We start from the raw sequence: 11,571 nt of genomic DNA, 5'->3' as shown, positions 1-11,571 counted from the left end.
GGGGACGGGGTCAGGCCGGGTGGTGGTCGGGCACGGCGTTGAGTTCGATGCCGTGCTCCAGCAGGGCCTTCATCGAGCACAGCGTGGTGGTGAAGCCACCGACGGTGTCGTTCACCCAGCTCACGGTCTCGTCCCCCGACCCCTTGAAACCGGTCTCGGTGACCTCGACGAAGGCGGTCTCCGCCGAGCGCGGGGTGAACCTCAGCTCGACGGTCGTCGGCCGGTCGTAGTTGCCCCACTCGAACCGGATCAGCCGCCCCTCCTCCACCTCCAGGACCTTGACCTCGGCCGAGGCCCCGTAGGTCTTCCACTCCCAGCGCAGCGCGGCGCCCGGCACCATCGGCCCGCTGCTCCCGCTGTACCAGAACCGGGTCGTGACGGCCGGGTCGGCGAACGCCCGGAACGCCTCGTCGGCGGGCCGGCGGACGAGCATGCAGGCGTACGCCCGCGGGTCCTGAGTGAGCTCGAGTGTCTCCATGCCGAGGATCATCCGCCGTCGCCGGGCGGGGACCAAGCACCCGGCCGGGACCGCCCGCGCGTGGTGCCGGGGCCGGCACCGGGGACTCCCGGCACCGGCACCGGCACCGGCCGCCGTCGGCCGACGGCGGCCGCGGTCCGTCGCGGTCCGTCGCCGTCGGTCGCCGTTCGTCGCCGTCAGAGGAGCCGGAGGGACCACTCCTGCTTCCAGCCGCCCTCGCAGGTCCAGACACCGAGCTGCTTGTGGTCGGAGTCGTGGGTGAGGCAGTCGTCGTCCGAGATCTGGATCCGGTACTTGCCGTTGCCCACGGCGACGAACCTCCACTTCTGGTTGGGGGTGTCGCCCCAGGCCTGCTGCTCGGCCACGTAGGTGTCGGGGTTCTCGGTGAGGTTGTAGCCGAGGTCGTTGACGATCCGGTAGCGGTCGCCGCCGAGCGGCTTGATCGTCCAGGTGGACCCCTTGTAACCCAGGATGCCGCCCAGGACGGGCGCGCCCCAGCTCGCGGTCTCGTTGGGGGCCGTGGCGCCCAGGCCGTTGTCGAGCTTCAGGAACAGCGGCCGCTCGGTCGGGACGCTCGCGCCGCCGCCGGTCGGGGGCTTCGGGTCCTTGGGGTCCTTCGGGTCCTTGGGGTCGGTCGGCGTGCCCCCGCCGCCGCCCGGGGTGATCACCCCGCCGGAGGCCGATTCGAGCACCCACTCCTGCTGCCAGCCGCGCTTGCACGTCCACACACCGAGCTGCTTGAAGTCGGAGTCGTGGGCGAGGCAGTCGTCGTCGGAGATCCGGATCTGGTACCTGCCGTTGCCGACGCCGAAGAGCTCCCACTTCTGCTTGGAGGAGTTGCTCCACGGCTGGAGCTCCGCCATGTAGCCGCCGCTCTCGGTGAGGTCGAGGCCGTAGGAGCTGGTGATCCGGTAGCGGCCGCCGCCCACCGGGGTGAGCTTCCACTTGGACTCGTTGCCGCCCCGGATCCCGGGGACCACGGCCGCGCCGGCGGAGCCGCCGACGGGCAGGGCGCCCAGGCCGTTGTCGAGCTTCAGGGTCACATCGGCGCCGTTGCCGGGAGTGGTCGGGTCGGTGGGGTCGGTGGTCGGCGGGGTGCCGCCCCAGGCCCAGTTCTGGTTGCGCGCGTCGCGGTTGCTCTCGGAGCCGCAGGCCCAGGCCACCACGGAGCTGCCGTTGGCGGTGAGGCCGGCGTAGTCGTCGACGCAGACGTCCTTGGACCGGTCGTCCGGGTCGGTGATGTGGCGCAGACCGCCGCTGGGCGACATGTGCCAGCGCTGGCCGGGGATCTCCAGACAGTCCCAGACCTGGAGCTTGTTCCCGTTGGCGGCCCTGTTGTCCGCGAGGTCGAGGCACTTGCCGTTGGCGGCCCGGAGCTTGTAGCCGTTGTAGGTCCACCGCTGGGCGTCGCCGCCGTTGCACTCCCACATCTGCACGGGGGTGCCGTTGGCGCTGCCGTTGCCGCTGACGTCCAGGCAGGCGTGGTAGCCGGGGCCGCTGACGTCGGGCGTCAGGCTGCCGGTCCTGCTGCCGTAGCCGGAGCGCGCGGGGAAGTGCAGGGTGCGCACGTCGCCGTCGCACTTGTAGGGCCGCGCGGTGCCCGACCGGCAGGTCCACGGCTCCTTCTTCACGCTGTCGCCGTCGTTGCCGACGAACGCCCAGTTCATGTAGCCGCCGTCGCCCCGGTTGCGGAAGGTCGACTCGCCCTGGAACACCCAGATCCGGAACTTGTCGTAACCCGAGGGATCCTTCTGCTCCTCCTTGTTCATGAAATGGTTCAGCTTGTAGGTGGTGTCGATCAGCACCCCCTTCATATCGGCCTTGTGCTCGTTCGTGAACCATTCGGTGTCGTACATGTCGGTGCCGACGGTCTTGAACACCAGCACATTGAAGCCGGGAAACTTCTGGCTCAGCTGCGCCGCGGTTTTCTGGGTGAACTCCGCGTTGTCCAGCTTGTTGGCGTTGGCGGCGCCGCGCATGGCCCGGATCATGTCGAAGCCGGCGCCGATCAGTGAGGTCATGCAGTTGCCGCCGCCCGGCACGGCCGGGGTCCCGCAGGTCTTGTCCACCGGATGACCGGGCGACGGCGCGGCCTGGGCGGCCTGCGCGGTGAGGCCGCCGACCAGGGCGACGGCGGTGACCCCGCAGGCGAATGCGCGTTTCAGGCGGGACAGGGTTTTCATGGCGGAATCGTCTTTCTGCTCGCATCGGAGACCTTTTTCGTCTCGACCGAGAAGGACGATAGGTCCGGAAATCCGCCGCGCGGCCGGTCCTGACGGCTTCCATATGACGGGGCCGGGAGCTCTGCCCTTTCGTGCAGGATCCGCCCCCGGACCTGCCCGCCCCCGAGCCTGCCCGCCCCGGGCCTACCCGCCCCCGCCGCGGGCGTCCGCCCGGACCGGGGCGCCGTGCAGCCAGGCGACCCGGTGGTGGAGCGCCTCCTCGTCGAGCGGGCGCAGCAGCGCGTCGCGGGCCCGGGCGTCCTCGCCGGCCGGGTGGTAGAGCCGGGTGCCCATCTCGCGGGAGAGCCGTTGGACGCGCCCGGTGCGCTCACGGCGGGCGGCGTTGTAGCGCTCCAGCCGCTGGGGGACGTCGGCGGTCGGGGCGTCGGCGAGCAGGTCGCCGAGGACGACGGCGTCCTCCAGGGCCTGGCAGGCGCCCTGGGCGGCGTACTGGAGCATCGGGTGGGCGGCGTCGCCCATGAGGGTCACGCGGCCGCGGGTCCAGACGTCGACCGGGTCGCGGTCGCACAGCACCCACCGGCGCCAGTCCTCGCCGAGCCGCAGCAGCGTGCCCGGGACGGGGCCGGGGTCGGCGAACCGTCGCAGGACGGCGGCCCGCCCGGCCGGGCGGCCCGAGACCGCCTCGGTGGCGCCGTCGTCGAGCACCGCGGCGAGGTTGAGGCAGGAACCGCCGGCGACGGGGTAGTGGACCACGTGCCAGCCGGGGCCGGCCCACAGCGTCACGGCGTTGCGGCGCAGCCACCGCGGCACCCGCTCCATCGGGACGAGGGTGCGGTAGATGGTGTGCCCGCAGGGGCGGGGCGGGCCGTCGCCCAGCAACTGCGCCCGAACGGTGGAGCGGATGCCGTCGGCGCCCACCAGGAGGTCGCCGGAGAAGGTCCGGCCGTCCGCGGTGGTGGCGGTCACCCGGTCCACGTCCTGCTGGTAGTGCCGTATCCCGGCGCCTGCCACCAGGTCGACGGTCCCGATCGCCCGGCACGCCGTGAGCAGCGGGGTGTGCAGGTCCCGCCGGTGGACGACCGCGTACGGGTCGCCGAAGCGCTGCCGGTAGCGTCCGCCGACGGGCAGGGCGACCAGCTCGCGCCCGGTGGTCGCGTCCATGAGGCGCAGTTCGTCGACGAGCACGGCGCGGTCGCGGACGGCCCGGCCCACGCCCAGCCGGTTCAGGGCGTGGAAGCCGTTGGGCGCGATCTGGATTCCGGCGCCGATGTCGGTGAAGGCGTCCTGGCGCTCCAGGACGGTGACACGGTGGCCGGTGCGGGCCAGCGCCAGGGCCGTGGCCAGGCCGCCGATGCCGCCTCCGGCGACGAGTGCGTGGATCATGTCGTTCCCCCGTGTGTCCGTGCACCACGAGCCGGGTGCACCGCGTGTTCCGTACTCCTCGTGCTCCGCGTGCTCCGTGTTCACCGTGCGTCCGGTTCCGGTCCGGTGGCGTGTCCACCGGACCGGAACCGGCTACCTCCGGACGGACCCGTTCCCGCCGGGTCCGTCCCCGCCGGACCGCCTCCGGACGGCGGCGACGGCCGGGCGGAGTGCCGCCCGCAGCAGCCGGGCGACCGGCGGCGGGACGTCGCCGATCGTGTCGACGCGCACCGCCGGCAGCTCGGGCCGCAGCCTGCGGCGGACCGACTCGGCCGCCACCAGGCCCGAGCGGACCGCCGCCTCCATGCCGGCCACACCCGCCGGTGCGGCGCAGAAGTCCCCGGCCAGGTGGAGGTCGGCGAACGCGGTGAAGGCCTGCGGCCGGTGGCGGGCGGAGCCGGGCCCGGGCGCGTGGAAGGGCGCCGAGGAGTGCGGCTGGTAGCAGACGTGCTCGATGTCCTCCCAGTCGAGACCGGGGAGATAGGCCATCAGCTCCTCCACCAGGACCTTGACGGCCTCGTCGTCGGCGAGGTGCCGGAGTGCGGCCACCCGGCCGACGACGCAGTTGAGCAGGCTGTCGCGGTGCCCGGGCCAGGTCTGTCCGACGTCGATCAGTGTGATCGCGTGCGGTGAGCCGACCAGGCGGATGTGCTCGTCGGGCAGTCCCGGCAGACGGCGCCGCAGGTACAGGTGGAGGGCGCCCAGCGGACGGGAGGTCAGTTCCAGGATCCCGTGCGCCGGGCGCAGTGCCCCGGTGATCCCGGGGCCCAGGGCGGCCAGGCGGCCGTGCGGGACCGCGAGGACCAGCTGCCCGGGCACCGCCTCCTCGGTCTCGGCGCCGTCCGGGCCGCGCAGGGTGAGGGTCCGCACCCGGTGGTCGTCGGTCGCCGCGGCCGTGAGCTCGCGCCCGGTCAGCACCTCGACGCCCGCGGCCTCCAGCCGTTGCCGGAACGGCCCGACGAACCACTGCTGGAGGTCGCCGCGCGGCATCCGGACCCGGCCGGGGTGGCGGACGAAGGCGGCGATGCTGCCGCGGAACCCGGCCGCCGAGACCGCGGTGCTCTCGGCGGCGCTGGAGGCGACGAAGAGGTGCTCGATGTCGGCCACGGCGGCGGGGGAGAGGTAGCGGCGCCCGCGCAGGAAGTCGTGCAGGGACTCGTCGCCCGCGCGGTAGTCCTGGGCGAGCAGGTCGAGCACGCCGTAGAGGAACAGCAGCCGGTCGGCGGCCGGGGTGTCGGCGCTGCGGAACTCCGTCCCCGGGAGCAGTTGGTGGAACTTGCGGGTGGCGCGCAGGTGGTCGGTGAGGCCGAGTTCCCCGACCAGGCGCAGCGTGTTGCGGTACCAGGCCGGGAAGATGTGCACGCCGTGGTCCTCGGTCCGGCCGTCGATCACCCGGGAGCCGGCCATGCCGCCGAGTTCGGGCGAGGCTTCGAGCAGCCGGACGGGGAGGCCGAGCCGGCGCAGGGTCCAGGCCGCCGTCATACCGGCGAGGCCGCCGCCCACCACGGTGACGTTCTCGCGCTCCCGCGTGCCCGGGTCGGTGCCCGCCGTCACGCCGCACCTCCTTCGACGGCGGCCCGGTGCGCCGCCATGGCGAGCACGGGGTAGATCAGCCGCAGCAGGCTGTCGCGCCAGTACAGGCCGTCGTGGTGCACCACCCAGGTGTGCCAGGGCTCGGCCCAGTCGCCGTCGGCCTGCTGGGTGCGGACCAGGAACTCCAGGCCGGCCCGCACCGGCGCGCTGTCCGCCCGGCCGGCGGCGATCAGCGCGAGCAGGGCCCAGGCGGTCTGGGAGGGGGTGCTGTCGCCCCGTCCGATCCACTCGGGGTCGTGCAGCGCGCGGACGGACTCGCCCCAGCCGCCGTCGGGCCGCTGGTGGGCGAGGAGCCACTCGCAGGCCCGTCGCAGCGCCGGGTCGTCGGCCGGCACCCCGCAGGCGGCCAGGCCGGTGACGGCGGCGCTGGTGCCGTGCAGGTGGTAGCAGGCCCACCAGCCGGGCCAGGAGCCGTCCGGGCGCTGTTGGCGGCGCAGCCATTCGACGCCGCGGCGGGCCGCGGGGGTGTCCGCGTGGCCGTCGGCGGCGAGCGCCTCCAGGACGTGGCCGGTGACGTCGGCGGACGGCGCCTCCAGGAAGCCGATCTCGGCCAGCCGGGTGCGGCCGGGCAGCCGCCAGCGCAGCGGTTCGAAGGCGGCCCAGCCGCCGTCCTCGCACTGCTGGGACAGCAGCCAGCGGTGGGCGCGCCGGCAGGCCTCGTCGACGGCCGGGTCGCTGCCGCGCGGCCGCACCCGGCGCAGCGCCACGACGGCGAAGGCGGTGTCGTCGGCGTCGGGGTTGGCGTTGTTGGTGAACTCGTAGGGCCAGCCGCCGGGGACGGGGTCCTTCGTCAGCACCGCCCAGTCGCCGAGTTCGGTGACCTGGTTGTCGAGGAGCCAGCGCACCGCCGGTGCGTCCGCCGCCCCGGCTCCGGGGCCGCCGGCCGCCGCGCTCGCGGACAGGGCGAGGGCGGTGTCCATGACGACGGAGGTCCACATCTCGATCCGGCGCTGCCCGTCCCGCTCGACCACGTACCGGTCGAGCGCGGACAGCGCGGCGACGACGCTCGGGTGGTCGCGGCGCACGCCCGCCGCGTCCAGGCCCATCAGCACGTTCGCGGTCTGCGGCCAGTTGCCGCCCCAACTGCCGTCCGTCTCCTGGGTGTCGACGAGCCAGCGGGTGGCCTTGTCGATGGCGCGGCGCCGCAGGGCGCGGAGCGGCCGACGGGCGTACCAGTGGCTGAGGGCGGTCGCGCAGCGGACGGGCAGGGACCTCGGCAGACGGCGGGCGTCGGGCCGGCGGAAGAGTTCGCGGAGGTCGAATCCGGCGGGCACGACGGGGCGGCTCGCCATGAAGAGGCTGTTGGCGACCACGATGCCGCGGGCGGCGGCCCCGAAGTGGTAGATGTTGCCGGGGAACGAGCTGGGCAGCAGCACGATCTCCGGCGGGACGAGCGGGATGTCGCTCCACGGCCAGAGGCCGATGACGGCCAGCCAGGCGAGCATGAGGAGGTTGTCGACGGCCTCGATGCCGCCGCCGGCCCGGATCGAGGCGGCCGCCGCGCGCATCGGCGGCTCGTCGGGGTGGTGGCCGGCCAGGCGCAGGGCGACGTAGCAGAAGACCGAGAGCAGGAGTTCGTCCGGGCCCTGGTGGTAGGCGGCCCAGCCGCCGGTGGGGCTCTGCTCGGCGAGGATGGTCCGGGCGTCGGCGGCCGTCGTGCCGTCGTCGGGCAGGCGCAGGTAGTGGCGCAGGACGACCTCGCCGGCCTCGCCGATCAGGCTGGTCTCGAAGTCGCCCTTCCAGAAGCCCTCGGCGTCCTGGCGCCGGCGGAGCGCGTCGGCGGCCAGGGCCAGGGCGTGGTCGACGGTGCCGGGGATGCCCGGGGCGTCGGTGGTGGTCATCGCTGCGGCCCTTTCGAGGCGGGGACGGTGGCGGGGGCGGTGGTGTGGGAGGAGGCGGGGGCGGTGGCTTCGGAGGTCGCGGGGACGGGGCCGGTGCCGCGTGCGGCGGCGATCCGGGACTGCCGGACGTACATGAAGACGGAGAAGCTCACGACCAGCGCGAGCGCGGGCGCGCCCACGATGTAGGCCCAGACGTGGCGGATCCGCCACCGCCGGGCCTCGACCACCATGAAGGCCCCGAGCGCGGCCCAGGTCAGCGCCAGGTCCGCGTAGACGAAGTCGGACGCGAGGTTCCCGGTGGCGTCGCGCAGGAAGTTCCGCATCACGCCCCACGGGCCGGCGTCGGCGTTGCGCACGACGAAGGCGACGGCCATCGTCGTCATGACCAGGAAGCCGGCGGCCGCGCACAGCGCGTACATCAGGCGCAGTCGGCGGTCCCGCTCGTGGGGCTCAGGCGGTCGCATGCCGTGCTCCTTCCGGGTGCCCGTCGGCGGGCGCTGCCGTGTCCGGTGCGGCGGTGTTCCGTGGGGCCGTGGACGGGGCGGCGGTGTTTCGTGGGGCCGCGTCCGACGCGGTCGTGGACGGTGCGGTCGTGGACGGTGCGGCCGTGCCGCCGTCGCGGACCCGCTCGTACCGGTAGTCGTCGAGGTCGAAACTGCGGGCCCGCCACGCCGCCTCGTAGGTGGAGGAGGGCCGTACGGCGGGCGCGTCGCCGTGCCGGTCGAAGTAGTAGCTGTTCGTCCCGCGGCAGTCGGCGTCCGCGAAGACGGTGTCGCGCTGCCGGCGCAGCACCTTCGCGAACGAGGCGTCGTGCCGCTCGGGCCGCACCACCGCCTGGGTCGCGCCCCGGCGGCGCGCCTCGCCGATCACCCGCAGCAGATGGGTGACCTGGTAGTCGATCATGCCGAACCAGGACCCGCCGGTGAACGAGTACGGGCCCACGATGAACCAGAGGTTGGGGAAGCCCTTCACCGAGCTGCCCTCGTAGGTCTGGAACCGCTCGCTCGCCCAGAACTCCCCGAGCTCCCGGCCGCCTTGGCCGAACAGCGGGAACGGAGGCAGGTTGTCCAGGACGTGGAAGCCGGTCGCGAGTACCAGGACGTCGGCCGCCCGCTCGGTGCCGTCCGCCGTCCGCACGCCGCCCTCGGTGATCCGCGAGATCGGGTCGGTGACCAGCCGGACGTTGTCCCGGGTGAACGCCCGCCAGTAGCCCTTGCCGAACGAGGGCCGTTTGCAGCCGAGCCGGTACGACGGTGCCAGTGCCTCCATCAACTCACGGTCACCACGAACCTGTTGGCGCAGATAGAGCCGGGAGAACGCCTCCCCGCCCCGGACCAGGAAGGGGAACCGCCGGTAGTGGATCATGGCGATGACGAAGGAGAGCTCGGTGGCGGTGTCGGTGGCGAGCCGGACCGCCCGTTGGGTCCACGGCGCCCGGGCGAACACATCGCGCACGGCCGCGGGGACGGGCAGGTCCGGTTTGGGGAAGACCCAGGTGGGCGTGCGCTGGTAGACGTCGAGCCGCTCCACCAGCGGGGCGATCTCGGGGACGAGCTGGACGGACGAGGCTCCGGTGCCGACCACCGCCACGCGGCGGCCGCGCAGGTCCAGCGAGGAGTCCCAGCGCGCCGTGTGCACCACCGGGCCGGCGAAGCGGTCGAGCCCCGCCAGCTCCGGGGTCTTCGGCCGGGTGAGCCACCCGGTGGCGCAGACCACGAACCGGGCCGTCAGCGTTGTGCCGTCGGCGAGCGCCACCTCCCACAGGTGCGCGGACTCGTGGTAACCGGCCCGCACCACGCGGGAGTTCAGACGCAGTCGGGAGCGCAGGCCGAATCTGTCCACGCAGTGGTCGGCGTAGGCCTTGAGCTCCGCGCCCGGCGGGAAGGCCCGCGACCAGCCCGGGTGCGGCTCGAAGGCGAAGGAGTAGGAGAAGGCACTGATGTCGACGGCGACCCCGGGATAGCGGTTGGCGTGCCACGAGCCCCCGACGTCGTCCTGCTCGTCGAGCACCAGGAAGTCGTCGACACCGGCGCGCAGCAGCCCGACGGCGGTGCCGATCCCGGAGAAGCCGGCCCCGATCACCAGCACCTCGTGGTCGGGCGCCCCGGGACCCGGCCCCGCCCCGGTGGCGCTCACAGGGCCAGCCCCGTCGTCAGCAGTGCCCCGAAGGCCAGAAGCAGCCAGCAGGTGTGCTCCAGCGCGGGGATCAGGTCGCGCCCCCGGGCCCCGCCCAGCACCCGGCGCAGCGGCCGGACCGCGACCGGGGCCGCGCCGAGCACCAGCAGCGCCCAGGGGCGGGCGGTCGCCAGCGCCGCCGCCGAGGCGAAGGCCGCGGCGACCAGCAACGCGTAGTAGATCCGGGTGCGTCCCTCGCCGAGGCGGACGGCGACGGTGACCTTGCCGGCCTCGGTGTCGGTCGGGATGTCGCGCAGGTTGTTGGTCGTCAGCAGCGCGCAGGCCAGCAGGCCCATCGGCACCCCCGCCGGGAGCGCCAGCAGCGGTAGCCGGCCGAGCTGGATGAAGGCGGTGGCGCAGACCGCGACGACGCCGTGGTAGACGAAGATGCTCACGTCACCCAGGGAGCGGTAGCCGTAGGGCCGGGAGCCGCCGGTGTAGAACCAGCCGCCGAGCGCGCACACGGCGGCGAGGCCGAGCAGCCACCAGCTGACCGTCACCGCCAGGACGACCGCGGCCCCGACGGCGATGCCGTACAGGGTCAGCCCGTGCCGCAGGACCTGCCGGGGCGAGGCCCGGCCGGAGCCGACCAGCCGGGCCGGGCCGAGCCGGTGGTCGTCGGTGCCCCGGATGCCGTCGCTGTAGTCGTTCAGGAAGTTGGTGCCGAGCACGAAACCCAGGGCGAACACCAGGGTCAGCGCGGTGCGCCGGCCGTCGGGGAGGCCGTCCGGGACGGCGACGGCGGTGCCGACCGCGATCGGCGCCAGGGTGACCGGGAGGGTCTTGAGCCGCGCGCCGACCAGCCAGGCGCGCACGGCGCCGGGGGGCCGTGCCCGGTGCCCGGGCGAGGAAGAGGGAGAGGGCGGGGGCGCGGGCGTGGGGACGGCGGGGGAGGACGGGGCGGTCACCGCTTCCTCCCCACCGCGAGGAACAGCACGCCGGTGGACCTGGTGCGCACCATCCGGACGTCCTCGCGGCGCCCGGCCAGGAAGCGCAGGCCGTCCCGCAGATGCGGCCGCAGACCGAGCAGCCGCAGCTCCACGCCGTGCGCCCGCGCGGTGGCGAGCAGCCGCTCGCGGTTGACGAAGAGCCGGTGGTCGTGGGTCCCGCGGGACGGCCGGCCCGGCAGCGGCAGGTTCTCGGCGAGGGTGACGGCCGCCAGTCGGGCCGTCCTGGTGTCGGCGATGGTGTCGGCGATCAGGGTGCCCCCGGGGCGCAGCACCCGGCACGCCTCGGCGAGGACGGCGTACGGGTCGGGCACGTGTTCCAGGCACTGCCCGGCCGTGACCACGTCGAAGGACTCCGCCCCGAACGGGAGCCGGGCGATGTCGGCCCGGACCGTGACGTCGTAGCCGTGGGCGCGGGCCTGCCGGAGGGACTGGAACGACAGGTCGACGCCGAACACCCGGTAGCCCTTGTCGGCCAGGTGCGGGGCGAACAGTCCGCCCCCGCAGGCGATGTCCAGCAGCCGGGCCCGACCGTGGCGGTCGGCGGGAGCCGCCGGGACGAAGCCGGCCCGGGCGCGGGCGATCCAGCCCAGTGGCGCGAGCGGGCCCCTGGGGTCCCACCACGCGTCGGCGAGCGGGTCGTAGTCGGTGATGAAGTCGCTGCGTACTGCTGGCACGACGCTCCTTCTGGACGGGCAGCGGTCCGGGCCGGGGCCGCGGGCACGGCGTGGCCCCGGCTCCGCTGCGCGGGTCGGTCGGGTGGTGGGGCGGACGTCCCGGCCGGCCACGGCCGCCCCCGGCCGTCCCTGGGCGGCCGGGCGGCATCGGCGCGCTGGTCGCCCGGACGGGCCGCTCGGGCGGGCCGGGCCATGAGGGCCGGGCATGTGGGCCGTTCAGGCCGGTGACACGGGCCGGTGGAACGGGCCGGTGGA

General features: G+C 74.4%; 9 protein-coding genes. All 9 read right to left on the bottom strand.

Annotated features, from left to right (window positions below; translation table 11 throughout):
• Positions 1–10: 10 nt before the first annotated feature.
• The 9 genes from IF01_RS0119345 to ubiG all read right to left on the bottom strand — a co-directional run bounded on the left by IF01_RS0119345 (position 11) and on the right by ubiG (position 11,316).
• Positions 11–478, bottom strand: a complete 468-nt coding sequence (locus IF01_RS0119345; RefSeq protein WP_030394703.1) for an SRPBCC family protein — start codon at positions 476–478, stop codon at positions 11–13.
• Between the two features lie 176 nt (positions 479–654).
• Complete coding sequence (locus IF01_RS0119340; RefSeq protein WP_030394702.1) at positions 655–2,661, bottom strand: ricin-type beta-trefoil lectin domain protein; 2,007 nt, start codon at positions 2,659–2,661, stop codon at positions 655–657.
• 183 nt (positions 2,662–2,844) lie between these two features.
• On the bottom strand, positions 2,845–4,044 hold the full coding sequence (locus tag IF01_RS0119335; RefSeq protein ID WP_030394701.1) for an FAD-dependent monooxygenase: 1,200 nt from the start codon (positions 4,042–4,044) through the stop codon (positions 2,845–2,847).
• A gap of 132 nt (positions 4,045–4,176) precedes the next feature.
• Positions 4,177–5,637 carry an FAD-dependent oxidoreductase gene (locus IF01_RS0119330; protein ID WP_233290441.1) on the bottom strand — a complete coding sequence of 487 codons (1,461 nt, stop codon included), beginning with the start codon at positions 5,635–5,637 and terminating at the stop codon, positions 4,177–4,179.
• On the bottom strand, positions 5,634–7,517 hold the full coding sequence (gene shc / locus IF01_RS0119325) for a squalene--hopene cyclase (RefSeq protein ID WP_030394699.1): 1,884 nt from the start codon (positions 7,515–7,517) through the stop codon (positions 5,634–5,636). The genes IF01_RS0119330 and shc overlap by 4 nt, the downstream gene beginning before the upstream one ends.
• A complete protein-coding gene (locus IF01_RS0119320) occupies positions 7,514–7,981 on the bottom strand; it encodes a DUF2834 domain-containing protein (RefSeq protein WP_063764250.1) in 468 nt (155 codons plus the stop codon). The genes shc and IF01_RS0119320 overlap by 4 nt, the downstream gene beginning before the upstream one ends.
• Positions 7,968–9,653 (bottom strand): flavin-containing monooxygenase, encoded by a 1,686-nt coding sequence (locus tag IF01_RS0119315; protein WP_078880097.1) that lies wholly within the window; start codon positions 9,651–9,653, stop codon positions 7,968–7,970. Before IF01_RS0119315 ends, IF01_RS0119320 begins: the two co-directional genes overlap by 14 nt.
• Positions 9,650–10,600: a 1,4-dihydroxy-2-naphthoate polyprenyltransferase gene (locus IF01_RS0119310; RefSeq protein WP_199523415.1), complete on the bottom strand. Its 951-nt coding sequence runs from the start codon at positions 10,598–10,600 to the stop codon at positions 9,650–9,652. The genes IF01_RS0119315 and IF01_RS0119310 overlap by 4 nt, the downstream gene beginning before the upstream one ends.
• Complete coding sequence (gene ubiG, locus IF01_RS0119305) at positions 10,597–11,316, bottom strand: bifunctional 2-polyprenyl-6-hydroxyphenol methylase/3-demethylubiquinol 3-O-methyltransferase UbiG (protein ID WP_030394695.1); 720 nt, start codon at positions 11,314–11,316, stop codon at positions 10,597–10,599. The genes IF01_RS0119310 and ubiG overlap by 4 nt, the downstream gene beginning before the upstream one ends.
• Positions 11,317–11,571 lie beyond the last annotated feature (255 nt).

Source organism: Kitasatospora purpeofusca, from assembly GCF_000718025.1.
Taxonomy (GTDB): domain Bacteria; phylum Actinomycetota; class Actinomycetes; order Streptomycetales; family Streptomycetaceae; genus Kitasatospora; species Kitasatospora purpeofusca.
This window is presented reverse-complemented; position numbering and strand designations above follow the sequence as displayed.